The organism is Jatrophihabitans sp. (genome assembly GCF_036388195.1).
In the GTDB taxonomy this organism is placed as follows: Bacteria; Actinomycetota; Actinomycetes; order Mycobacteriales; family Jatrophihabitantaceae; genus Jatrophihabitans_A.
Window position 1 is genome coordinate 1 of record NZ_DASVSG010000023.1, and the last position, 24,565, is coordinate 24,565.

Annotated in this window: 19 protein-coding genes and 1 pseudogene; 11 read left to right on the plus strand and 9 right to left on the minus strand. The window is 70.2% G+C overall.

What is annotated here, in order from left to right; genetic code table 11:
- Nucleotides 1–138 precede the first annotated feature (138 nt).
- The 3 genes and pseudogenes from uvrC to VF612_RS01465 form a co-directional block, all read right to left on the minus strand.
- The gene (gene uvrC / locus VF612_RS01455) at nucleotides 139–2,097 is read right to left on the minus strand and encodes an excinuclease ABC subunit UvrC (RefSeq protein WP_408658071.1); all 1,959 of its coding nucleotides are present in this window, start codon (nucleotides 2,095–2,097) and stop codon (nucleotides 139–141) included.
- A gap of 279 nt (nucleotides 2,098–2,376) precedes the next feature.
- Nucleotides 2,377–5,340 (minus strand): annotated as a pseudogene (uvrA, locus tag VF612_RS01460) (excinuclease ABC subunit UvrA); the annotation flags it as partial.
- A 255-nt stretch (nucleotides 5,341–5,595) separates the two neighbouring features.
- Complete coding sequence (locus VF612_RS01465; protein WP_408658072.1) at nucleotides 5,596–6,273, minus strand: uracil-DNA glycosylase; 678 nt, start codon at nucleotides 6,271–6,273, stop codon at nucleotides 5,596–5,598.
- A 73-nt stretch (nucleotides 6,274–6,346) separates the two neighbouring features.
- On the opposite strand from VF612_RS01465, the gene VF612_RS01470 reads away from it, so the two are divergent.
- Together VF612_RS01470 and VF612_RS01475 are read left to right on the plus strand one after the other, a co-directional pair.
- Nucleotides 6,347–7,603: a DUF4032 domain-containing protein gene (locus VF612_RS01470; RefSeq protein WP_408658073.1), complete on the plus strand. Its 1,257-nt coding sequence runs from the start codon at nucleotides 6,347–6,349 to the stop codon at nucleotides 7,601–7,603.
- Complete coding sequence (locus VF612_RS01475) at nucleotides 7,600–8,259, plus strand: MBL fold metallo-hydrolase (protein WP_408658074.1); 660 nt, start codon at nucleotides 7,600–7,602, stop codon at nucleotides 8,257–8,259. Before VF612_RS01470 ends, VF612_RS01475 begins: the two co-directional genes overlap by 4 nt.
- Before the next feature lie 110 nt (nucleotides 8,260–8,369).
- Here VF612_RS01475 and VF612_RS01480 read toward each other — a convergent pair whose 3' ends face one another.
- Nucleotides 8,370–8,711, minus strand: a complete 342-nt coding sequence (locus VF612_RS01480) for a metallopeptidase family protein (RefSeq protein WP_408658075.1) — start codon at nucleotides 8,709–8,711, stop codon at nucleotides 8,370–8,372.
- 157 nt (nucleotides 8,712–8,868) lie between these two features.
- On the opposite strand from VF612_RS01480, the gene VF612_RS01485 reads away from it, so the two are divergent.
- Nucleotides 8,869–9,054 carry a hypothetical protein gene (locus VF612_RS01485; protein ID WP_408658076.1) on the plus strand — a complete coding sequence of 62 codons (186 nt, stop codon included), beginning with the start codon at nucleotides 8,869–8,871 and terminating at the stop codon, nucleotides 9,052–9,054.
- A gap of 55 nt (nucleotides 9,055–9,109) precedes the next feature.
- Complete coding sequence (locus VF612_RS01490) at nucleotides 9,110–9,496, plus strand: hypothetical protein (protein ID WP_408658077.1); 387 nt, start codon at nucleotides 9,110–9,112, stop codon at nucleotides 9,494–9,496.
- 127 nt (nucleotides 9,497–9,623) lie between these two features.
- Here VF612_RS01490 and VF612_RS01495 read toward each other — a convergent pair whose 3' ends face one another.
- From VF612_RS01495 to VF612_RS01505, 3 genes are all read right to left on the minus strand, one after another.
- Nucleotides 9,624–10,010 (minus strand): bleomycin resistance protein, encoded by a 387-nt coding sequence (locus tag VF612_RS01495; protein ID WP_408658078.1) that lies wholly within the window; start codon nucleotides 10,008–10,010, stop codon nucleotides 9,624–9,626.
- Nucleotides 10,011–10,272: 262 nt separating this feature from the next.
- Complete coding sequence (locus VF612_RS01500; protein ID WP_408658079.1) at nucleotides 10,273–12,387, minus strand: hypothetical protein; 2,115 nt, start codon at nucleotides 12,385–12,387, stop codon at nucleotides 10,273–10,275.
- 407 nt (nucleotides 12,388–12,794) lie between these two features.
- Nucleotides 12,795–13,202, minus strand: coding sequence for a hypothetical protein (locus tag VF612_RS01505; RefSeq protein WP_408658080.1), 408 nt, complete (start codon nucleotides 13,200–13,202; stop codon nucleotides 12,795–12,797).
- On the opposite strand from VF612_RS01505, the gene hrpA reads away from it, so the two are divergent.
- Nucleotides 13,203–17,339: an ATP-dependent RNA helicase HrpA gene (hrpA, locus tag VF612_RS01510; protein WP_408658081.1), complete on the plus strand. Its 4,137-nt coding sequence runs from the start codon at nucleotides 13,203–13,205 to the stop codon at nucleotides 17,337–17,339. It begins immediately after the preceding gene.
- Here hrpA and VF612_RS01515 read toward each other — a convergent pair.
- The gene (locus tag VF612_RS01515; protein ID WP_408658082.1) at nucleotides 17,319–17,975 is read right to left on the minus strand and encodes a flavin reductase family protein; all 657 of its coding nucleotides are present in this window, start codon (nucleotides 17,973–17,975) and stop codon (nucleotides 17,319–17,321) included. The genes hrpA and VF612_RS01515 overlap by 21 nt on opposite strands.
- A gap of 172 nt (nucleotides 17,976–18,147) precedes the next feature.
- On the opposite strand from VF612_RS01515, the gene VF612_RS01520 reads away from it, so the two are divergent.
- From VF612_RS01520 to VF612_RS01545, 6 genes are all read left to right on the plus strand, one after another.
- Nucleotides 18,148–18,699, plus strand: a complete 552-nt coding sequence (locus VF612_RS01520; protein WP_408658083.1) for a nitroreductase family protein — start codon at nucleotides 18,148–18,150, stop codon at nucleotides 18,697–18,699.
- A gap of 59 nt (nucleotides 18,700–18,758) precedes the next feature.
- A complete protein-coding gene (locus VF612_RS01525; RefSeq protein ID WP_408658120.1) occupies nucleotides 18,759–19,961 on the plus strand; it encodes a homogentisate 1,2-dioxygenase in 1,203 nt (400 codons plus the stop codon).
- A gap of 14 nt (nucleotides 19,962–19,975) precedes the next feature.
- Nucleotides 19,976–20,803, plus strand: a complete 828-nt coding sequence (locus VF612_RS01530) for a hypothetical protein (protein WP_408658084.1) — start codon at nucleotides 19,976–19,978, stop codon at nucleotides 20,801–20,803.
- Nucleotides 20,800–22,014, plus strand: a complete 1,215-nt coding sequence (gene fahA, locus VF612_RS01535) for a fumarylacetoacetase (RefSeq protein WP_408658085.1) — start codon at nucleotides 20,800–20,802, stop codon at nucleotides 22,012–22,014. The genes VF612_RS01530 and fahA overlap by 4 nt, the downstream gene beginning before the upstream one ends.
- A 105-nt stretch (nucleotides 22,015–22,119) precedes the next feature.
- A complete protein-coding gene (locus tag VF612_RS01540) occupies nucleotides 22,120–23,520 on the plus strand; it encodes a transaminase (RefSeq protein WP_408658086.1) in 1,401 nt (466 codons plus the stop codon).
- 46 nt (nucleotides 23,521–23,566) lie between these two features.
- Entirely contained in the window at nucleotides 23,567–23,854 is a 288-nt protein-coding gene (locus VF612_RS01545) for an antibiotic biosynthesis monooxygenase family protein (protein WP_408658087.1), read from the plus strand.
- A gap of 99 nt (nucleotides 23,855–23,953) precedes the next feature.
- Here the strand turns inward: VF612_RS01545 and VF612_RS01550 are convergent, their stop codons facing one another.
- On the minus strand, nucleotides 23,954–24,397 hold the full coding sequence (locus VF612_RS01550) for a hypothetical protein (protein WP_408658088.1): 444 nt from the start codon (nucleotides 24,395–24,397) through the stop codon (nucleotides 23,954–23,956).
- Nucleotides 24,398–24,565: the final 168 nt, after the last annotated feature.

A 24,565-nucleotide genomic window follows, 5' to 3' on the forward strand; every position in this document is an offset into this window, starting at 1 on the left:
GAGCAAAGCATTAGCGTGGGACACGAAGACCTCCGGGTAGAGGAGCGGTTCCTAGACAGCTCCACACCTCACTCGGAGGTCTTCCTCATGTCACGACGCCATGCCGAACAGCGTCACCAACGTCTGTGGTCAATACAGCTAACTGAGTACCTCGCCGGTGGTCATGTTGACCGCAGGCTCGCGGTTCGCGGCGCTGGCGGCCACCGCGTCGGCCACCCGCTGGGCCAGCTCCGGCCCGAAGCCGGGCACCTCGGCGATCTCGTCCACCGAGGCCGCGCGCAGTTTCCGCAGCGAGCCGAACCGGGTCAGCAGCGCCTTGCGACGGGCCGGGCCCAGGCCGGCGATGCCGATCAGCTCGGACTCGGTCATCGACTTCGACCGCTTCTGCCGGTGGAAGGTGATGGCGAACCGGTGCGCCTCGTCGCGGACCCGCTGGAGCAGGTACAGCGCCTCGGAGGCGCGCGGCAGGATCACCGGGAAGTCGTCCTCGGGCACCCACACCTCCTCCAGCCGCTTGGCCAGGCCCACCAGCGTCACGTCGGTGATGCCGAGCTCGACCAGGACGTTCTGGGCGGCCGCCACCTGGGGCGCGCCGCCGTCGACCACCACCAGGTTCGGCGGGTAGGCGAACCGCTTGACCGGCTTCGGCGCGGCCCCGCTCTCCCAGTCCGAGGCGGCGGCGGCCAGCTCGGCGGCCTGCTCCTGCAGCTGCCGGGCGAACCGGCGCCGGATCACCTCGGCGATCCAGTCGGTGTCGCCGCCGGTGCTCTGCATGGTGAACCGCCGGTACTCGCTCTTGCGCGCCAGGCCGTCCTCGAACACCACCATGCTGGCCACCACGTTGGTGCCCTGGACGTGGCTGATGTCGAAGCACTCGATCCGCAAGGGGGCGTCGGGCATGCCGAGGGCGTCCTGCAGCTCGGCCAGCGCCTGCGAGCGCGCGGTCAGGTCACTGGACCGGCGCAGCTTGTACTGCAGGAACGCCTGCTGCGCGTTGCGCTCCACGGTCTGCATCAGGGCGCGCTTGTCGCCGCGCTGGGGCACCCGCAGCGACACCCGGCTGCCGCGCCGCTCGCTGAGCAGCTCCGCCAACGCCTCGTGGTCCTCGGGCAGCTGGGGCACCAGCACCTCGCGCGGCACGACGGCATCCTCCTGACCGTAGAACTGCAGCGCGAACTGCTCCACCAGCTCGCCGATGGATGCCTCCTCGTCCAGCGCGCCGGTCGAGTCGACCACCCAGCCCCGCTGGCCCCGGACCCGCCCGCCCCGGACGTGGAAGACCTGGACGGCCGCCGACAGCTCGTCGGTGGCGAAGGCGACCACGTCGGCGTCGGCGCCGTCGGTCAGCACCACCGCCTGCTTCTCCATGGACCGGCGCAGCGCGCCGAGGTCATCGCGCAGCCGGGCGGCCCGCTCGAACTCGAGGTTGTTGCTGGCCTCGGCCATCTGGCGTTCCAGCCGGCGGATCATGGTGTCGGTCTTGCCGGCCAGGAAGTCGCAGAAGTCCTCGACGATCGCCCGGTGCTCGGCGGCGCTGACCCGTCCGACGCACGGCGCGCTGCACTTGCCGATGTAGCCGAGCAGGCAGGGCCGGCCGATCTGGCCGGCCCGCTTGAACACCCCGGTGGAGCAGGTGCGGGCCGGAAACACCCGCAGCAGCAGGTCGAGGGTCTCGCGGATCGCCCAGGCGTGGGCGTACGGGCCGAAGTACCGGACCCCGGGCTTCTTCGGCCCGCGCATCACCTGCAGCCGCGGGAACTCCTCGTTCAGGGTCACCGCCAGCGACGGGTAGGACTTGTCGTCGCGGTAGCGGACGTTGAACCGGGGATCGAACTCCTTGATCCAGTTGTATTCCAGCTGCAGCGCCTCGACCTCGGTGGTGACGATGGTCCACTCGACGCTGGCAGCCGTGGTGACCATCTGCCGGGTACGCGGGTGCAGGGCGCTGATGTCGGCGAAATAGGAGTTCAGCCGGGAACGCAGGCTCTTCGCCTTGCCCACGTAGACGACGCGGCCGGTGGCATCGCGGAACCGGTACACGCCGGGTTCGACCGGAATCGTGCCCGGAGCCGGACGGTATGAGGACGGGTCAGCCACGGGACAAGCCTAGTGAGCCAGGGGGCAGGACGGCGCTCAGAAGCCGTCGGCGCTCGGCGGCCGGAGGGCGGTCTTCGGGCGGGCCGTCCGGGTGCTCGAAGTCGCCTTGGCCGTGCTGGTTGCCTTGGTCGCGCTGGCGGTCCTGACCGTGCTGGTTGCCTTGACCGTGCTGCTCTTGGCGGCGCTGGTTGCCTTGACCGCTCGGGCAGTCCTGGTCGCGGCAGCAGGCTTGGCCACGGCGGCAGTCTTGGTCACGGCGGCAGGCTTGGTCACGGCAGCCTTGGCCTTCGCCACCGCCTGCTTCGCCGGGGACCCGACTGCCGCTGCGACCGGCTGGCGCACCTTGCGGGCCGGCCCGGCGGACGTAGCGGTCCGCTTCGCCCCGGCCTCGGCTTCCAGCCGGTCGGCGAGGATCTCGGCCAGGAACTGCCCGGTGTAGGAGCCGGAGACCCGGGCCACGTCCTCCGGAGCGCCCTCGGCGATCACCCGGCCGCCGCCCGAGCCGCCCTCGGGCCCCATGTCGATCACCCAGTCGGCGGTCTTGATGACATCGAGGTTGTGCTCGATCACCATCACCGAGTTGCCCTTGTCGACCAGGGAGTGCAGCACGCCCAGCAGCTTGGAGACGTCCTCGAAGTGCAGGCCGGTGGTCGGCTCGTCGAGCACGTAGATGGTGCGGCCGGTGGAGCGCTTCTGCAGCTCGCTGGCCAGCTTCACCCGCTGCGCCTCGCCGCCGGACAGGGTCGGCGCCGGCTGCCCGAGCCGGACGTAGCCGAGCCCGACGTCCACCAGGGTCTCCAGGTGCCGGGCGATCTTGGAGATCGGCCGGAAGAACTCGGCCGCCTCCTCGATCGGCATGTCCAGCACCTCGGAGATGGTCTTGCCCTTGTAGTGCACCTCCAGGGTCTCCCGGTTGTACCGGGCGCCCTTGCACACCTCGCACGGGACGTAGACGTCCGGCAGGAAGTTCATCTCGATCTTGATGGTGCCGTCGCCGGCGCAGTTCTCGCACCGGCCGCCCTTGACGTTGAAGGAGAACCGGCCCTGCTGGTAGCCGCGGACCTTCGCCTCGGTGGTCTCGGAGAACAGCTTGCGGATGTTGTCGAAGACCCCGGTGTAGGTCGCCGGGTTGGACCGCGGGGTGCGCCCGATCGGCGACTGGTCGACGCCGACCACCTTGTCCAGCTGCTCCAGGCCGGTGATCCGCCGGTGCCGTCCGGGCGGCATCTTCGCGCCGTTGATCTTGTTCGCCAGCGTTGAGTACAGGATGTCGTTGACCAGCGTGGACTTGCCCGAGCCGGACACGCCGGTCACGGCGACGAACACCCCGAGCGGGAACCGGACGTCGATGTTGCGCAGGTTGTGCTCGCGGGCGCCCTCGACCACCAGCTCACGGCCGCTGGTGACCGGCCGGCGGATCACCGGCACCTCGATCGCCCGGCGGCCGGCCAGGTAGCTGCCGGTGATCGAGCCCGGGCAGGAGACGAGGTCGTCGTAGGTGCCCGACACCACCACCTGGCCGCCGTGCTCGCCGGCCTGCGGCCCGATGTCGACGATCCAGTCCGCGGCCCGGATGGTGTCCTCGTCGTGCTCGACCACGATCAGGGTGTTGCCGAGGTTGCGCAGCCGGATCAGGGTGTCGATCAGCCGGCGGTTGTCACGCTGGTGCAGGCCGATCGAGGGCTCGTCCAGGACGTAGAGCACCCCCACCAGGCCGGCCCCGATCTGGGTGGCCAACCGGATCCGCTGCGCCTCGCCGCCGGCCAGGGTGGCCGCGGCCCGGTTCAGCGACAGGTAGTCCAGGCCGACGTCGACCAGGAAGCCGAGCCGGGAGTTGACCTCCTTGACCACCCGGACGGCGATCATCTCCTCGCGCTCGGTCAGCCGCAGGCCGGCCAGGAACTTCGCCGCCTCGCCGATCGACAGCGCGCAGACCTCGGCGATGGACTTGCCGGCCACCGTGACCGCCAGCACCTCGGGCTTGAGCCGGGTGCCGCCGCAGGTCGGGCAGTCCACCTCGCGCATGAAGCCCTCGTACTTCTCCCGGCTCCAGTCGCTGTCGGTCTCGGCATGCCGGCGCTCCAGCCACGGCACCACGCCCTCGTAGCTGGCGTAGTACGAGCGCTCGCGGCCGTACCGGTTCTTGTACCGGACGTGGACCTGCTCCGGGCTGCCGTGCAGCACCGCCTTCTGGGCCCGGGCCGGCAGCCGGTCCCACCGGCTCTGCACGCTGAAGCCGAGCTGGGCGGCCAGGCCTTCGAGCAGCCGCAGGAAGTAGTCGTTGTTCTGGCCGTTGGCCCACGGGGCGACGGCGCCGCCGGCCAGGGACTGGGACGGGTCGGGCACCACCAGCTCCGGGTCGACCTCCTTGCGGGTGCCGATGCCGGTGCAGGCGGGGCAGGCGCCGAACGGGGCGTTGAACGAGAAGACCCGGGGCTCCAGCTCGTCGATCGCCAGCGGGTGCTCGTTCGGGCAGGCCAGCCGCTCGGAGAACCGGCGCTCGCGGTGCGGGTCGTCGTCGGGCAGGTCGACGAAGTCCAGGATCACCATGCCGCCGGCCAGCCCCAGCGCGGTCTCCACCGAGTCGGTGATCCGCTGCTTGCTGGTGGCCTTGGCGGTCAGCCGGTCCACCACCACCTCGATGGTGTGCTTCTCCTGCTTCTTCAGGGTCGGCGGCTCGGTGAGCGGGTAGTTGGTGCCGTCCACCCGGACCCGGGAGTAGCCCTTGGTCTGCAGGTCGGCGAACAGGTCGACGTACTCGCCCTTGCGCTCCCGGATCACCGGTGCCAGCACTTGAAAACGAGTACCGGGTTCCATTTCCAGGATGCGGTCGACGATCTGCTGCGGGGTCTGCTTGCTGATCGGCTCGCCGCAGATCGGGCAGTGCGGGTGCCCGATCCGGGCGTAGAGCAGCCGCAGGTAGTCATAGACCTCGGTGATGGTGCCGACGGTGGACCGCGGGTTGCGCGAGGTGGACTTCTGGTCGATCGAGACCGCCGGCGACAGGCCCTCGATGAAGTCGACGTCCGGCTTGTCCATCTGGCCCAGGAACTGCCGGGCGTAGGCCGACAGCGACTCGACGTACCGGCGCTGGCCCTCGGCGAAGATGGTGTCGAAGGCGAGCGAGGACTTGCCCGAGCCGGACAGCCCGGTGAACACGATCATCGCGTCCCGGGGCAGGTCCAGGTGGACGTCCTTGAGGTTGTGCTCGCGGGCGCCACGGACGATCAGACGGTCAGCCACAGTCTTCTTTCTGGTCAGCAGGCGGTGGTGCTCGGCTTCAGGGGATCTTGCGGGACTTGGGTGCAGGGTTGACGTGCAGGGGCTCGACGTACTCGAAGCGGTGGCCGTCACCAACCTGGAAGCGGCTCGCACTGGAAGAGTAATAGCGGGATACGACATCGGCGCTGCCAGTGGCCGGTTGCCGCCGATCGGCCCGTTATGTCAGCGCTGGACGGGCCGCCGGCATTCCCGCTGCGACACCGAACCGCGGGTCGGTCAGTCCAGCCGCCAGTCGACCGGCTCGCCGCCGTGCTCGGCCAGCAGCGCGTTGGCCCGGCTGAACGGGCGGGAGCCGAAGAACCCGCCGCTGGCCGACAGCGGTGACGGGTGCACCGACTTCAGGCAGAAGGCGTCCTCCAGCAGCGGCTCCAGCGACTGCGCCTGCCGTCCCCACAGGATCGCCACCAGCGGCTGGTCCCGGGCGGCCAGCGCCCGCACGGCCTGGTCGGTGACCCGTTCCCAGCCCTTGCCGGCGTGCGAGCCGGACTTGCCCGGCTCCACCGTCAGCACCCGGTTGAGCAGCAGCACGCCCTGCTTGGTCCACGGCGTCAGGTCGCCGTTCGACGGGATCGGCACGTCCAGGTCGTCGCGCAGCTCGCGGTAGATGTTCTGCAGCGAGCGCGGCACCGGCTGCACGTCCGGGGCGACCGAGAACGACAGGCCGACCGGGTGCCCCGGCGTCGGGTACGGGTCCTGGCCCACGATCAGCACCCGCACCTCGTCGAAGGGCTGGCTGAAGGCGCGCAGGACGTTCTCGCCGGCCGGCAGGTAGGACCGGCCCGCGGCGAGCTCTGCCCGCAGGAAGTCCCCCATCGCCCGGATCTCGGCAGCCACCGGCTGCAGCGCCCTGGCCCAGCCGGCTTCGACGATGTCTTCCAGGGGACGCACAGCCATGAGGCACACCGTAGCGCCCGGCGTTCGGCACTACGCTTCGACGGTGTCGTCCGGCACTACGCTTCAGGGTGTCATGGGCAACTACACGATCACCACGCTCGGGACGGCGACCGAGCTTCTCGATCTGCCCTTCGACAAGCCGCTGGAGGAGTGGAACGACCCCCGGCTGGTGCAGGTCCCGCGTGGCATCTCCCGGCACGTGGTGCGCTTCATCCGGGCGCACAACCAGATCTACGCGATCAAGGAGGCCACCGAGCGCTACGTGATGCGCGAGCATCACCTGCTGCGCGAGCTGGCCTTGGCCTCGGTGCCGGTGGTCGATGCCTTCGGCACGGTGGTGGACCGCAGCGATCACGAGGGCCACCGCCTCGACGGGCTGCTGATCACCAAGCACCTGCCCTACTCGCTGCCGTACCGGTCGCTGTTCACCGAGCGGTCGCTGCCCGACCTGCGGTCCCGGCTGCTCGACGCGCTGGCCCAGCTGTTCGTCCGGCTGCACCTGACCGGGTTCTTCTGGGGCGACTGCTCGCTGTCGAACACGCTGTTCCGGCGCGACGCCGGCGCGCTGGCGGCCTACCTGGTGGACGCCGAGACCGGCGAGAGCCACCCGCAGCTGTCCCGGGGCCAGCGGTGGCACGACCTGACCATCGCCACCGAGAACATCGCCGGCGAGCTGATGGACCTGCAGGCCGGTGGCTACCTCTCCGCCGACGACGACCCGATCGAGACGGCCCAGGGCCTGCAGCCGCGCTATGACCAGCTGTGGGCCGAGCTCACCGACGACGAGATCTACCCCACCACCGAGAGCTACCGCATCGAGGAACGGGTCCGGCGGCTGAACTCGCTCGGCTTCGACGTCTCCGAGATCGGCATCCGGACCGAGGACGCCGGCAGCAAGCTGCGGTTCGAGACCCACATCGTGGAGCCCGGGCACCACCAGCGCCGGGTGTACGCCCTGACCGGGCTGCGGGTGCAGGAGAACCAGGCACGGCAGATCCTGTCGGACCTGGCCAGGTTCCGCGCAAAATGGATCGAGGGTGTCGAGCACGACATCCCCGAGGACCTGGCGGCGCGCAAGTGGCTGGACGAGAAGTTCTACGGGGTGCTTTCGATGGTGCCGCCGGAGCTGCGCCGGCGGCTGCCGGACGCGGAGCTGTTCTGGGAGATCGCCGAGCACCGGTGGCTGATGTCCGAGCAGCTCGGCCGGGACGTCGGGCGGCAGGCCGCGGTGGAGGACTACGTCAAGACCGTGCTGTCGAAGCTGCCGGACGCGTCCGTGCGGGTGCTGACCGATCCCATTACTGAGGAGCTCCCGGTGATCCGAGAATGACCTACACGGGTGAGGTTTCGGTGGGTGGCCCGGTCGATGTCCGCGAGCTGACCGGGCTGAGCATCGCCAAGCTGGCGGTCGGGCCGATGTCGAACAACGCATACCTGCTGCGTTGCCGGGCCAGCGGGCAGGCTCTGCTGATCGACGCCGCCGCGGAGCCGCAGCGGCTGCTGGAGCTGGCCCGGCTGGGCGGCCCGGCGGCGGAGGCGGTGCTCACCACCCACCGGCACGCCGACCACTGGCAGGGCTTGGCCGCCGTGGTGGCCCAGACCGGCGCCCGGACGCTGGCCGGGGCTTCCGATGCGGAGGGCATCCCGGTGCCGACCGGCCGGCGGCTGGAGCACGGCGACTGCGTGCACGTCGGCGACGCCGAGCTTTCCGTGATTGTTTTGCGGGGCCACACTCCGGGATCGGTGGCGCTGTACTACCGCGACCCGGACGGCTCGGGGCACCTGTTCACCGGCGACTCGCTGTTCCCCGGCGGGCCGGGGCGGACCACGTCGCCCGCTGACTTCACCTCGCTGATGGACGACCTGGAGCAGCGGATCTTCGACGCTTACGACGACGAGGTGTGGTTCTATCCCGGCCACGGCAACGACTCGACCCTGGGCGCCGAGCGGCCGCACCTGGAGGAGTGGCGCGCCCGCGGCTGGTGAGGCCGGATTCGGCGCTGACGCTGCGCCGCCCCACTGACGCTGCGCCGACTCACTGACGCTGCGCCGACTCACTGATGCTGCGCCGCCTCACCAGCCCAGCTCGTGCAAGCTCACCAGCCCAGCTCGTGCAGGCGATCGTCGTCGATGCCGAAGTGGTGGCCGACTTCGTGGATCACCGTCCGGCGTACCTCCTCCACGACCTCGGCCTCCGTGCCGCAGATGGAGCAGATCGCTTGGTGGTAGATGGTGATCTGGTCGGGCAACGCGCCGGAGTACTGGCTGGTGCGTTCGGTCAGCGGGATTCCGCGGTAGAGCCCCAGCAAGTCCGGCGGGCCGGGGTCGTGCTCGACGACGATCGCCACGTTGCGCATCAGCCGGCCCAGCTCGGGGGGCAACCCGTCCAGCGCTTCACCGACCATCGCCTCGAAGCGGGCGGGATCTACCTCAACCATGCATCCAGTGTGGACCGACGCAGCGGGATCGGAGCTCATCGCGGCGTGTGCAGTGGTGCGGCCCACAGCTCCCCCCGTCCCCTCTTGCCGAAGCCGGCAGCCGCTGGCCTTCGACAACGGGTGCGTTGGGCGGCTGGAGGAGGCGCATACTCCGAGCATGGATGCGACTGAGGAAGAACCAGACGCCATCGAGCCGGCAGCGGACTCGCAGCGGTTCAAGCGGCTGCCTGAGCGCGTGAGAGTGGAAGACACCACAGAGAGCAAGGACACGAACGTCGCACGAGATCCTGAAGGCGGACGCGACACCGACCGCGACTTCATGATCCGTTATTCGGGCGGCTGACGCGGGCCTGCCCCCTGGCGATTGCCGCGTCCGGTTAGACACTGAGGTGACTCGGATGAAGATCGATTCCACGAAACGATGGGTACGAACGGGTGTTCGGATGCGCGCTGGCTGTACCTACCGGCTCACCGCGAGCGGAGCGTGGACCGACCTGGCGATGACGTGTGGCCCCGAGGGCTATGCAAGCCGTGACTATCCCAACAAGATCGCAAGTCGGATCCTTCGAGTTATCGAATGGACACGCCGCGTGCGGCAGGCAAACTGGTTTGCGCTCATCGGTGCCGTTGACTCGGACCGCCGAAGGAAGTTCGTGATCGGACGGGCTTGCTCAGTCACCCCGAGGCGTGACGGCGAATTGCTGTGCTTTGCTAACGATTTCTGGTTCGCGTACCTCAATAATTCTGGCTCAGTGGATCTGGAGATAGAAAGGGTCGAACAGTAGGTCATATCGTGCCGGTGGCCAGGTGTCATCGAAGGTGAAACAGGCCGCGGACGAAGCCCGCCACCAGGCCGAGAACGCCGCAGATCAGCGCGGCCCGGCCGACGATCCAGCCCGCCGGGGCGGATTGTCATGCCCGTGCCGGCCGTTCATAGAGGGTGATCAGGTTGTTGTCCGGGTCCAGGACGGCGAACTCCCGCGTTCCCCAGGGCTTCTCGCTCAACGGCCCGTTGGGGTGGGCCACGCCAACCGCTTGGCAGTGCCGGTAGAGCTCGTCGATGCCGGTCACCTCGATGCGGCAGGAGACGGTGCCGGCCAGGTGGCGTTCGGCGCCCGGGGCGCTGCCGTCGGCCACCCAGACGTGTAGCTCGACCTCATCCCGCCGCAGGATGCCCAGCCCACGGCCCTCGTGCGTCAGCTCCACGAAGCCCAGCGCGTCCTGCAGGAACGCCACCGCCCGCCGCTCGTCGGAGACCGCCAGCGCCGGCACCGCGGCCAGGAACCGAGGCTGGTCCACCTGCCGACCTCCCCGCCTCAGCGCTGAAGGTCAGTATGAGGGTCCAGGCAGCCGGGGCGGAACGGGTAGAGGCAGGTAACGCGGTCAGGCCGATGTCGAACAACGCATACCTGCTGCGCTCGGCGGAGACGGTGCTGACTACCCACCGACCCTGGTTACCGCCCCGTCGTCAGATTGCGTCAGCCGCGCAGCGGGGTGATCCGCAGCGGAGCAGGTGCCGTGACGTGCGCGACACCCGCTCCGCTGCGGACTGTGATCGTGGCTACAGCCCCAGGCAGAACCCGACATCGTCATAGCCGAGGTTGTGGGCATTCGGCCAGCTGTCGACGATCGAGCGGTCATAGACCCACAGCTGCACGACGTAGCCGCACTGCGCCCAGGTGCCGTCCGTCTGCAGCGACCAGGCGCCGGTGGTGACCGGTGACGTGGTCGACAGCGGAACGTGCGCCGGTGCAGGCGGATTCAGGCTCGCCGGCAGTGTGTCGAGTGAGTACGAGCCGAAGTACGGATCGGTCGCGACGAACGTGCCCTGCACGAGATCGCCAGGTGTGGCCTTGTTGCAGGGCGTGCCGCTGCTGAGCGTCAGATCCGCCGTCGGCGCGGTGTTGTCGACCCGGATCGGGAACCACCCGGTGGCCCCGAGCAGGGTGAGCGACGCATCGACCATCTCCAGCCTGATCTCATACGTCCCGTCCACCACCGCATTCCGGGTACGCCATGCGGCGAGCTGACCCATCGGGTTCAGCACGGTCGGCAGGTAGGGGGTGTAGCCGGTCACCGGATCGGGGTTGCGGGTCACCACCGGGAAGAAGCCCGTCACGAAGGGGTCCGTCACCGGGTTTCCCGGACCGAACGTGCCAGCCGGACGCCACATCGCCCGGTAGGAGTAGCCGGCCGCCGCGAACGCGTCGTTGGTGTAGGCGTGCACGGTGACGGCGCCACCGAATGGGCAGGCCCGGTCGAGGAAATCGGCCGCCGAGCCGAACTCGATGAACTTCACGCCCGCCCCGGCGAGAGTGAGCCCGTTGGCGTCGATCGACTGGACCGGAATGCGGCCCAGCGCACGGATCTCGGGATTGTTCGAAACGGGACGTCGGGGCGGGATCTCGATGTGGGTCTCGATCGCGTTCCCCCACCGCGGCATCAGATAGGGATCGGTGGTCGAGGGCGGGGTATTCCACGACAGCACCGCGCGGATTCGCCCGACCCTGGGCTCCTCGCAGGACCCCGCGTGGTCAGCCGTCTTCGCGGGCACACCCACCCAGTAGTGCAGACCGTCAGCGGGCAGCGGGTTGTAGTCGTGCACCAGCACCTTGGCGGTGTCGAGGTAGGTCCACCGGCAGGTGTTGTCGTAGTCCACCCAGAACGAGACGTACTCGACCGAGCCGGGAGCGCATGGCGGGCCGGAGAAGCCGCTCGGCAGCTTGACCTGAAGGGTTCCGACCAGCAAGTCGCGGTTGTAGTCGAGGCCGAGGCAGTTCAGCTGCTCATAGGTGCTATCGCCTTGATTGGACGTGTACTGCTTGAACAGCTCCGCCCAGTCGATGTCCAGGTCCTTCAGTTCGGCGATCGTAGCCAGCAGTTTCTGCTGCGACAGCGATGTCTCAGCGACAGCGTCGGCCAGCATCGGGGTGGCGAACCGGTGCGCCGGAATCTTGTCCGCACGGGCAACCTTCACCGCGTCGGCAAGGGAGAAGGGAGCCGGGTCCGGCTCGGGAATGGGCTGCGGGAGCACCGCCTGCAGATACTTCGGCAGGACCGCCAGATCGACCTCGAGCTGTTCGATCACATCTCGCAGGATCAGCGGTCGGGGCTTGATCTGTACGTGGTGCTCGATCCGGTTGCCCCAGACCGGTAGCCAGTTCGGCTGCCCGGCCGGCGGCATGACCTGCCAGGACAAGATCGCCCGCACGAGCGGTAGGACCGGACGGGCGCATCGTCTGCGCAGCGGCTCGCTGAGCGGAAACGCCACCGTGTAGATCAGTGGTTTGGTCTTCTGCTTGCCGCAGTCGATCGAGTCCGGGAGGTCGTGGGCATTGAACGATCCGAGGCCGACATCGGACCAGGTCGCGCCTTCGTCGTAGGAGATGTAGAAGCGAACCCACTCGGTGCTGCCGGGGCTGCAGAGATCGCCGCCATAGCCGAACGGCAGCTTGATCTGCACGGTCGCTTCGAGCACGTCGACGTCCGGGTTGAGCCCGAGACACGTCGCCTGCTCGAACGAGACGTTGGTGACGATCTTGGAGATGGGCTCGAATCCGGATTCGCTCAGGTTGCCGAAGTAGTTCGGGTTCTCGGCAAGCAGCAGGTGCAGCGACTGCCGCAGCTTCACCAGCTCGTCGGCAGGAAGCTCGCGTTCGCCCTCGTGTTCGGTCATTTGTCCTCCTCGCGGCCAGCCCGGCGCAGGGGCATGTTGCCTAAGCGTCTGGACCGCATGTGGCTAGCTAGGGGGAGTGCGGCGGAGCGGCACGGATACATCAGGACGGCAATCGAGCCATCCGCAACGCCGTCTTGTCTGGCACAAACGATCTTGGCTGCGATCTGACGGTTCTAGCGGAGGTTCGCCGGGCGAAGGGTCTAGGGGCGACAGTCCGCAGCATGCCTCACTTGGCTAACCACACACGCGGCCGATGAAGCGCCAGTGACATCGGACTGTCATGCTCCCGGGTCGCCCTAGCGCCCGCTGAGCATCACAGTCGCCTGGGACCGGCCCAGAAATGGACGGTGCCGCCGGCTGGAACCGCCGGCGGCACCGTATATAGCGCGTTGCGCGCAAAACCTAGATCACTTCTTGCGGGCGACCACCGACACCAGGGTCTGATTGCCGCACTGGGACAGCTCGCGGATCGCCCACCGGCCGTCGAACTCGGTCGAGGACCAGTCGGACTCGGCGTCGTGCGGCTCGGACTCGCCGTTCTTGGGCGTGAAGCCCTTGGCCGACAGGTCGGTCTGCAGCCCCTTCAACACGTCCTTGAAGCCGGTGGCGGTCACGCCGCTGATCACCAGGCCGCCCGCGCCGCGATCCTCAGCGGACGTGACGACCATGCCGGCCGGCAGCGGGAAGGCCGACGGAAAGCCCGCCGGCGGCTGCCCGGCCTTGGCGTCCTTGGCTCCCCTTTCAGTGCCACTTGTCCGGCCTGACCGATCGGCGGCCCGAAACTCGACGGTGGCCGGCACTACCCTGGAAGGCACATGTCCTCGCCTGCCCAGCCGTCCGAGCCGCCCCGGTCATCCCGGTCGCGGCGGTCCCGGTCATCCCGCCGGCCGGCCGGTTCCGACCAGGCCCGCTCTAACCAGGCCCGCTCCGACCAGGTCCGCTCCGGCCAGGCCCGCTCCGACCAGGCCCGCTCCAACCAGGCCCGCTCCGACCAGACCCGCTCCGAGCAGGCCCGCGAGCTGGCCCGCCGGATCGGCGAGCTGGGCCCCCGGGACTCCCACCAGCTGGGCCGCCGGCTGACCGACGCGGGCTCCGATCCCGCCCGGCTGGCGGCGCTGACCGCCGACCTGGAGCGCGCCGAGCACCGGCTGGCCCAGCGCCGGGCCGCCGTCCCCTCGATCAGCTACCCCGCCGACCTTCCGGTCAGCCAGCGCCGGGACGACCTGCTGGCGGCGATCGCCGAGCACCAGGTGGTCGTGGTGGCAGGCGAGACCGGGTCCGGCAAGACCACCCAGCTCCCCAAGCTGTGCCTGGAGCTCGGCCGCGGCGTCAAGGGCATGATCGGGCACACCCAACCCCGCCGGATCGCCGCCCGGGCGGTCGCCGAACGGGTCGCCGACGAATTGGGCACCGAGGTCGGGCAGGCCGTCGGGTTCGCGGTCCGGTTCACCGACCGGGTCAGCGACACCAGCCTGATCAAGCTGATGACCGACGGCATCCTGCTCGCCGAGATCCAGCGGGACCGGATGCTGCGCCAGTACGACACGATCATTCTCGACGAGGCCCACGAGCGCAGCCTCAACATCGACTTCCTGCTGGGCTATCTCAAGCAGCTGCTGCCGCGCCGTCCCGACCTGAAGCTGATCATCACCTCGGCCACCATCGACCCGCAGCGCTTCGCCGAGTACTTCGACGATGCCCCGGTTCTCGAGGTGTCCGGCCGCAGCTACCCGGTCGAGATCAGGTACCGGCCGATCGTCGATCCGGACGTCGAGGACGGGACTGCGGGCTCCAAGGAGGACCGCGACCAGGTCACGGCCATCTGCGACGCCCTCGCGGAGCTGGCCGCCGAGCCGGCCGGGGACGTCCTGGTGTTCCTGTCCGGAGAGCGGGAGATCCGTGACACCGCGGACGCGATCAACGCGATGAAGCTGCCCGGCACCGAGGTGCTGCCGCTGTACGCCCGGCTCTCGGCCGCCGAGCAGCACCGGGTGTTCGCCGGCCACCGCGGCCGGCGGGTGGTGCTGGCCACCAACGTCGCCGAGACGTCGCTGACGGTGCCCGGCATCAAGTACGTGATCGACGCGGGCACCGCCCGGATCTCGCGCTACAGCCATCGCACCAAGGTCCAGCTGCTGCCGATCGAGGCCATCTCCCGGGCATCGGCCACCCAGCGGGCCGGCCGGTGCGGGCGGACCTCCGAGGGCATCTGCATCCGGCTGTACTCGGAGGAGGACTTCCTCGGACGGCCCGAGTTCACCGACCCGGAGATCCTGCGGACCAACCTGGCCTCGGTGATCCTGCAGATGGCCTCGCTGGAGCTGGGCGCGGTGGAGCGGTTCGGCTTCCTCGACCCGCCGGACGCCCGCCAGATCGCCGACGGCATCGGTTTGCTGACCGAGCTCGGCGCGCTGCAGGCGACCGCGCCGGAGCCGGACGGGACGCGGTCGGCGGGAACCCAGCCGGCCCGGAAGTCGGCGCCGTCCCAGCCGAGGCTCACCGAGCTGGGCCGGCGGATCGCCCAGCTGCCGGTGGACCCGCGGCTGGCGCGCATGATCATCGAGGCCGACCGGCGCGGCTGCGTGCGCGACGTGCTGGTGCTGGCCGCGGCGCTGTCCATCCAGGACCCGCGGGAGCGCCCGGCCGAGCACCAGCAGGCAGCCGACCAGCAGCACGCCCGGTTCGCCGACCCGACGTCGGACTTCGCCAGTTATCTCACCCTGTGGCGGCACGTCCGCGAGCAGCAGGAGCAGCTGTCGTCCAGCCAGTTCCGCCGGATGTGCCGGACGGAGTACCTGTCCTACCTGCGGATCCGGGAGTGGCAGGACCTGTTCGGCCAGCTGCGCCAGATCGTCAAGACGATGGGCGTGCGGATCGGTGACCAGCCGGCCGATCCGGAGCAGGTGCACCGCAGCCTGCTGTCGGGCCTGCTGTCCCACGTCGGCCTGAAGGACACCGCCCACCGGGACTACCTCGGCGCCCGCAACGCCCGGTTCGCGATCTTCCCGGGCTCGGCGCTGTTCAAGAAGCAGCCGACGTACGTGATGGCGGCCGAGCTGGTGGAGACGTCCCGGCTGTGGGCTCGGGTGAACGCCGGCATCAAGCCCGAGTGGGCCGAAGAGCTGGCCCCGCACCTGGTCAGGCGCACGTACAGCGAGCCGCACTGGGAGCGCAACCAGGGCGCGGTGATGGCCTTCGAGCGGGTCACCCTGTACGGCGTGCCGCTGGTGGTCGCCCGCAAGGTCGGCTACGCGGCCGTCGATCCCCCGCTGTGCCGGGAGCTGTTCATCAGGCACGCCCTGGTCGAGGGCGACTGGCAGACCCGGCACCATTTCTTCGCCGCCAACCGGGCGCTGGTGGCCGAGGTGCAGGACCTGGAGAACCGGGCCCGCAGGCGCGACATCCTGGTCGACGACGAGTCGGTCTTCGCCTTCTACGACCAGCGGATCCCGGCCTCGGTGGTGTCCGGCCGGCACTTCGACGCCTGGTGGAAGAAGGCCCGGCACCGCCAGCCCGACCTGCTCGACCTGTCCACCAGCCAGCTGGTCCGTCCCGGCGCCGAGGGCATCTCGGCCGAGCAGTTCCCCGACCGCTGGACCTCCGGCGACTTCGAGCTGGAGCTGAGCTACCGCTTCGAGCCGGGCGCGGTCACCGACGGCGTCACGGTCGGGGTGCCGCTGCCGGTGCTGAACGAGGCCACCGCCGCCGGCCTGGACTGGCAGGTGCCGGGGCTGCGCACCGAGCTGGTGGCGGCGATGCTGCGGACGCTGCCCAAGCACCTGCGGCGCTCGGTGGTCCCGGTGCCCGACACCGCGGCGGCGCTGGTGTCGGCGCTGCCCGAGGATCTCGGAGCGGCCCGGCTGACCAAGGTGCTGAGCGCGGAGCTGCGCGAGCTGCGCGGGGTCGACATCGCCGAGGATGCCTGGGACCTGGACAAGCTGCCCGAGCACCTGCGCCCGACGTACCAGGTGCTCGACGAGCAGGGCCGGGTGCTCGGGCAGAGCAAGGACCTGGCCGAGCTGCAGGCCCGGTTCGCCCCGGCCGTCACCGCGACCCTGGAGAGCGTGACCGCCGACCTGGCCCGCGACCGGCTGGCCGACTGGGACTTCGACTCGCTGCCCCGCTCGGTACGGCGGGAGGTGGCCGGCTACCCCGTCACCGGCTATCCGGCGCTGACAGCCGAGGACGGCCAGGTCTCGATCCGGGTGTTCGACACCGAGGCCAAGCAGCGGCGCCAGATGGCGGCCGGCACCCGGCAGCTGCTGATCAACACGACGCCCTCACCGGTCAAGCAGCTGATCCGCGGCCTGAGCCTGCACCAGCGGCTGACCCTGAGCCGGGCGCCGCACGGCTCGCCCGCGGCGCTGCTGGCCGACTGCGTCGCCGCGGCGGTGGACCAGCTGATGGCCGCGGCCGGTGGCCCGCGCTGGGACCGGGCCGGCTTCGCCGAGCTGCGCAGGCAGGTGGCTGCCGAGCTGCCGGCCACCGCCGCCGGGATCGTGGCGACCGTGGAGAAGGCGATGGCCGCGGCGCAGGAGGTGGAGGTGCTGCTCGACACCGTCGCCGCGCCGCTCAAGCCGGTGGCCGCCGACGTCCGCGCGCACCTGGACAGCCTGATCTACCCGGGCTTCGTCACCGACACCGGCGCCGTTCAGCTGCCGCAGCTGCGGCGCTACCTGCGGGCGATGGCGCAGCGGCTCACCGACGCGCCCGGCAACCTGGCGCGCGACCGCGACCGGCAGGCCCAGGTCGAGGTGGTGCTGCGGGACCTGGCTGAGCTCCGGGCGAAGCTGGGTGAGGATGTGCCGGGCCTTGCGGAACTGCGCTGGATGATCGAGGAGCTGCGGGTCAGCCTGTTCGCCCAGAAGCTGGGCACCGCCTATCCGGTGTCAGTCCCGCGGATCCACAGCGCGATGGACGCGCTGGAGGAGTCAGCGGACGTTCTCCACTGACCCGACCGGCTCTGCTGTTGGGACCGGCCCTGCTGTTTCGATGGGCTCTGCTGTTTTGACGGGCTCTGCTGTTTCGACGGGCTCTGCTGTTCCAACAGGCTCGGTCGACTCCATGGCCGCGGTCATGCCCTGGTAGTACCGGCCGCGGAAGAACACCAGCGGCTCGGTGATCTCCCAGTGCACGTTCATCCGCTCGATCTCGGCGATCACCACGGTGTGGTCACCGGCCGCCGACTCACTCTGGACGGTGCACTCCAGCCATCCCAGCGCGTCGTGCAGCAGCGGCGCCCCGTTCTCCCCGACCGACCAGGACGCCTCGCTGAACCGGTCCACGGCCTTGGCGGCGAACTTGCGGCTGACCGCCTCCTGCCCCGCCGACAGGACGTTGATCGCGACCCGGCCGACCGCGCGCAGCGCCGGCCAGGTGGTCGACGACGTCGCCGGGCAGAACAGCACCAGCGGCGGATGCAGGGACAGCGAGGTGAAGGAGTTCATCGCCATGCCCACCGGGCCGTGCTCGGTGTGCGCGGTGATCACCGCCACGCCGGTCGGGTAGTGGCCGAGCACGTGCCGCAGCAGGTCGGCGTCCGGGCCGCGCAGGTCGGGTCGGAAGGCCGGCACCGGGTCGTCGCTCACGAGGCCAGCGTAGCCAGCCGCTGTCTGCGGCACTCATCTCCACCGTGCTCACCGGCGGGCGTGGCGTTGCTCTCAGCCGGGTGGGAACCAGTCGACTTCCGCGCCGGCCGGGTGAGAATCAGCGAGTCGGGCACCGGCCGGGTGCGCACAGAGGACTGAGCAGGGGACATCGATGGAACTGATCGACGCGATCCGGCTCCGGCGCAGCACGGCTCCGGTCACCGGCGCTGCTCCCACTGACGCCGACCTCTACGAGTACCTGGCGCTGGCCGCCCACAGCCCGGACCATGCCAGCCTGCGGCCATGGCGGCTGGTGAGCCTGCGCGGCAGCGACCGGGAACGGCTCGGGGCAGCGCTGGCAACCGGCTTCGGCGATCCGCCGGGCAGTCCCGAAGCGGCCCGGACGGCGGCCAAGGCGCTGCGCGCCCCGCTGCTGCTCAGCATCATCGCCTCCCCCGTCCAGCATCCCAAGGTGCCCGCCTGGGAGCAGCTGGCGGCCACCGCCGCGTTGATCAGCACGCTGCAGCTGGTGCTGTTCGAAGCTGGCTGGACGGCCATGTGGCGGTCCGGGCCAGCGGTCGAGCTGCCCCAGGTCCGGCAGCTGATCGGGGTCGGCGATACCGAGCAGCTGCTGGGCTGGCTCTACATCGGCGGCCGGACCGAGATCGGGCCCGATGCCCGCCCGGACCCCGACGTCAGCGGCAAGATCTCGACGCTGCCGTGATCGGCGCCGGGCGATAACGTCTGTAGGTGCACTGGAGCAGCGACAAGGGAGTCGATCAGATGGCGCACTACCGCAGCGTGGGCACGGTTCCGCACAAGCGGCACACCCAGCACCGGGACCCGGCCGGCAACCTCTACTTCGAGGAGCTGATGGGCGAGGAGGGCTTCTCCTCCGACTCCTCGCTGCTCTACCACCGCAACATCCCGTCCGCGATCACCGATGCCTGCGAGTGGCGGCTGCCCGACCAGCGCCGGATCCCCAACCGCCCGCTGCTGCCCCGGCACCTGGTGCTGCCGGCGCTGTTCGACGACGACACCGCGGCCGACATCGACGCGGTGACCGGCCGGCGGCTGGTGCTGGCCAACGCCGACGTCCGGATCAGCTACGTGCTGGCCGGCAAGGCCTCGCCGTTCTACCGCAACGCGGTGGGTGACGAGTGCGTGTTCGTCCAGACCGGGGCCGCGCGGGTCGAGACCGTGTTCGGAGCGATGGAGGTCGGTCCCGGCGACTACCTGATCATCCCGCGCGGCACCACCCACCGTTGGCTGCCCACCGGCGACCAGCCGGTGCGGCTGTACTGCATCGAGGCCAACTCCCACATCACCCCGCCCAAGCGCTACCTGTCGCGGTTCGGCCAGCTGCTCGAGCACGCCCCGTACTGCGAGCGGGACCTGCGCGGCCCGACCGAGCCGCTGTTCGGCGAGGGCAGCGACGTCCCGGTGTACGTCAAGCACCGCGACCCGACCGCCCCCGGCGGCATCGGCGGCACCGTGCACGTCAACGCCCACCACCCGCTGGACGTGGTCGGCTGGGACGGCTGCCTGTACCCGTACGCGTTCAACATCGCCGACTTCGAGCCGATCACCGGACGGGTGCACCAGCCGCCGCCGGTGCACCAGGTCTTCGAGGCCGACAACTTCGTGATCTGCAACTTCGTGCCCCGCAAGGTCGACTACCACCCGCTGTCGATCCCGGTGCCGTACTACCACTCCAACGTCGACTCCGACGAGGTGATGTTCTACGTGGCCGGGGACTACGAGGCCCGCAAGGGCTCGGGCATCGGCCCGGGCTCGATCTCGCTGCACCCGGGCGGCCACTCGCACGGCCCGCAGCCGGGCGCCTACGAGCGCAGCATCGGCGCCGAGGCCTTCGACGAGCTGGCGGTCATGGTGGACACGTTCCGGCCGCTGGAGCTGGGCGAGGGCGGCCAGGCCGCTGACGACGGCCGCTACGCCTGGAGCTGGTCCGGCGGTCGCGGGTGAGCGGAATTCCGCCTTTGTCGCCCTTGTTTAGCGGCTTGTTCGACGACGCCGCCCTGTTCCCGCCGGGCAATGCCGCGATGCCGGACGCCGTCCGCGGCCATGCCGGCTACCGCCAGGGCTGGTACGCCGGCCTGGTCGCCCGGTTCGTCTGCCCGGCCGGACGGCTGCCCGAGCTCGACGCAGCGCTGGCAGCGGCGGGCCTGGGTTCGCCGGAGATCTCGATGACGGTTCCCGGCGGGCCGGACGGGCTTGCTGCCGCGCTGGCCGCGGCCGGAGAACGCCCCCAGCTGCGGCTCGGGGCGGTGGAGCTGCCGGTCTCCGCTGCCGAGCTGCCCGGGGCGCTCGATGAGCTGGGGCGGGCCGCGCGAGGAGGGATCGACGTGTTCGCCGAGGTCCCGGTCGCCGAGGTGACCACCGACCTCGCGGCGCAGCTGCGGGCCGCGGGCCTCGGGCTGAAGCTGCGCACCGGGGGCGCCACGGCCGCCGCCTTCCCCGCGGCCGGGCCGCTCGGCGCCGCTCTGCAGGCGGCGGTCGCCGCCGGCGTCCGGTTCAAGTGCACCGCGGGGCTGCACAACGCGGTGGCTCATGACGATCCGGCGACCGGCTGGTCCCATCACGGCTTCGTCAACGTCCTGCTCGCGGTGCACGCCGCCCAGACGGGCCGCGCCGCGCCCGCCGAGCTGCTCGCCGACCGGGACGCCGCCGCGCTGGCCGAGCGAGCCCGTACCCTCTCCCCCGCCGAGGTCGCCGACGTGCGGACCCAGTTCGCCTCGATCGGCAGCTGCAGCATCCTCGAACCCCTGACCGACCTGATCGACCTGAAACTGGTGATCGCCGAATGACCGACTGGCTGGGCCTAGCTGCCGACGATCCGTTCGGCATTTCCACGCTGCCCTACGGCGTCGTGCTCATCGACGGCCAGCCGCAGCCGGCCGTCCGGATCGGCGGCTCGGCGCTGCTGTTGCGCCCGGCGGTCCAGGCGCTGCTGCCCGAGCACGCCGACCTGTTCGCCGGGCCGAACCTGGACGCCTTCCTGGCCGCCGGCCCGGACAGCTGGCTGGACGTGCGGACCGCGGTCACCACCTGGCTGATCGACGAGACCTATCGTGGCCAGCTCGAGCCGCTGCTGCGGCCGCTGGCCGGCCTGCCGACCGTGCTGCCGTTCTCGGTGGCCGACTACGTCGACTTCTACGCCTCGGAGAACCACGCCCGCAACGTGGGCCGGATCTTTCGTCCCGACGCCGAGTCGCTGCTGCCGAACTGGAAGCACCTGCCGGTGGGCTACCACGGCCGGGCCGGCACGGTGGTGGTCTCGGGCACCGAGGTCCGCCGCCCGCTGGGGCAGCGCCAGGCCGGTGACGGGGTTGAGTTCGGGCCGTCCCAGCGCCTGGACATCGAGGCTGAGGTCGGCTTCGTAGTGGGCCCCGGCTCGTCGCAGGGCCAGCCGGTGCCGATCGCGGACTTCGACCGGCACGTCTTCGGGGTGGTGCTGCTCAACGACTGGTCCGCCCGTGACATCCAGGCCTGGGAGTACGTGCCGCTGGGCCCGTTCCTGGGCAAGTCGTTCGCCACCTCGATCTCGGCCTGGATCACCCCGCTCGCCGCGCTGCAGACTGCCCGGGTGCCGGCCGTGCCGCGCGACCCGGCGCCGCTGCCGTACCTGGACGACACCGGCGACTCGTGGAACCTGGACCTCAGCATCGAGGTGCGCCTGAACGGCGAGCTCATCTCGCGGCCGCCGTTCGCGACCATGTACTGGACGGCCGCGCAGATGATGGCGCACATGACCGTCAACGGCGCTTCGCTGCGGCCCGGCGACCTGTACGGCTCGGGCACCGTCAGCGGTCCGGAGCCCGACCAGCTGGGCAGCCTGCTGGAGTTGAGCTGGGGCGGCAGCCGGCCGTTCGCACTCGCCGACGGCTCGCAGCGCAGCTACCTGTCCGACGGGGACGAGATCGTGATGACGGCCACCGCTCCGGGACCGGACGGAGCCCGGATCGGCATCTCGGAGGTCCGCGGCCGGATCGTCCCGGCGCTCGACGGACCGGCCTAGGCCCGGGAGCCTTTGCGATGGCCTGGAGTCCCGCGATGGTCCGGAGTCCCGCGATGGCCCGGAGTCCCGCGATGGCCCGGAGCTCCGCGATCGTCTGGAGGCAGCATGGCCGCCCCTGACGGTCCACCGGGTGATCAGCCGGCGATGCCTCGCGACCGGCTGCACCGGCTGATCGCGCGCGAGCGGGAGCGCTACGTCGACAGCCACCCGGCGTCGCTGGCCCTGTTCCGCCAGGCCGGCCACCTGATCGGCCGGGTGCCGATGACCTGGATGAGCAAGTGGTCCGGGGGCTTTCCGCTCTACCTCGACACTGCCGCCGGAGCGACGGTGACCGACGTCGACGGCCACCGCTATGCCGACTTCGCCCTCGGCGACACCGGAGCGATGGCCGGGCACTCAGCACCCGCCGTGACAGCGGCGATCAGCCGCCGGGCCGTGGAGCAGGGCGGTATCACCGCCATGCTGCCGACCGAGGACGCCGAATGGGTCGCCGCCGAGTTGGCCCGGCGATTCGGCCTGCCGCTCTGGTCGTTCTCGCTGTCGGCCACCGATGCCAACCGCTGGGCGATCAGGCTGGCCCGGCTGGTCACCGGGCGGAGCAAGATCCTGGTCTTCTCCTACTGCTACCACGGCAGCGTCGATGAGACCTTCGTGATTCTCGACGAGACCGGCGCCGTCCGGTCGCGGCCGGGAAACGTCGGCCCGGCGGTCGACCCGGTCAGCACCACCCGGGTCGCCCACTTCAATGACCTGGCGTCGGTGCGGGCCGAGCTCGAGCACGGCGACGTCGCGGTGATCGTCACCGAACCCGCGCTGACCAATATCGGCATCGTGCTGCCCGAGCCGGGATTCTTGGACGGGTTGCGCCGGCTGGCCACCGAGCACGGCGCGCTGCTGCTGATCGACGAGACGCACACGCTGTCGGCCGGTCCCGGCGGGATGACCGGGACCGAGCGGCTGCAGCCTGACATCGTGGTGGTCGGCAAGTCGATCGGCGGCGGGATCGCGTGCGGCGCGTACGGGATCACCGCGCAGGTCGGCGCCCGGGTCGCCGAGCACACCCGCTCCGGGGCTGCCGACATCGAGGACGTGGGCGGCGTCGGCGGCACCCTGGCGGGCAATGCCCTGTCGACCGCCGCGATGCGGGCCACCCTGTCCGAGGTGCTGACCGAGCAGGCGTTCGGGTCGATGATCGAGCTGGCGGCCCGGTACACGGCGGGGGTCCAGGCGACCATCGACCGGCACCGGCTGCCGTGGTCGGTCAGCCGACTCGGCGCCCGCGCGGAGTACCGGTTCACCTCGCCCACGCCCCGCACCGGCAACGAGTCCGCGGCAGCCGCTGACCCCGACCTGGACGAGTATCTGCACCTGTACCTGGCCAATCGCGGCGTGCTGCTCACGCCGTTCCACAACATGGCGCTGATGTGCCCGGCGACCGAGGCCGCCGACGTGGAGCTGCACACCGGCCTGTTCGCCGACGCAGTCGCGGACCTGCTCGGCCACTGAGGCAGGTGGCGACACCCGAACCGGAGCGGTCTGCGAGGATCAGGCCATGGTCCTTGAAATCGCAGAGTTCGATGTCCGTCCTGGCGCCGAAGCCGCTTTCGAGGCCGGCTATCGCAGCGCCGTCGGCGCGGTGCGCGAGTCGGCCGGCTTGCTGAGCCTGCGGATGACCCAAGGAGTCGAGACCCCCACTCGGTTCGTGCTGCTGGTGGAGTGGGAATCGCTGCAGGCGCATCAGGCGTTCCGGGACTCCGACCGGTTTCCGGTCTGGCGTGCCGGGATCGGGCCGCACCTGGCCCAGCCGCCGCACGTGGAGCACTTCATCAACGTCGACTGATCCGCGTCCCGGCCGAGGAAACTTCGTCCTATGCCTGATCAGACGTCATAAACAGGGACACCGCGGTGGCGTAGCTCACGCCACCGCAGCCCCCGTCTCCTACTTGGTGATCTCGATCGTCGCGTCGTCCGTCTCTTGGCCACAGGTGCTCTCCATACAGCCATAGAGGTTCGAGGTCGCGATTGCGATTCCCCGTGCATACGGGGAACTGGTGCTTGAGACGACCCTGACCGCTACTCGTTGCAGGCTTCCGGTGCACTCGAACCGGGTGTAGCCGTTCCCACTGACGATCTTGCTGCCGACCCGCTCGTTCACCACGGTCTCCAGGTAGGCGGGGTACCTGGAGTTGCAGGTGACGTCGATGAATAGATCGATGGCGACGCCCCGGGCGACCAGGGTGGCAGGCGACTGCACGGCGAGGTGGAGGTACATGCCGTCGAAATCGTAGGCCAATGCCGGTGCGGCGGGACTGAGCAGCGCGAGCGCGGCTCCTGCGGCCAACGTGCCGCCGAGCACAGCTGCCTTCGTGCGGTTGTTCTTCAATTCGTGCTCCTTTTGCGAGGTCTCCCCCGTCGGTTGGCCGGTGCAGCCGTATCTGATTCGGCAGCGCCCGGGCAGGGCGAACGCCAGCAATGCAGACCGGGTTGAGCGGATCGTGCCGGTCGCACATGCTCGCCGAGCACATCCAGTCCGCGTTCTACATTGCTACTA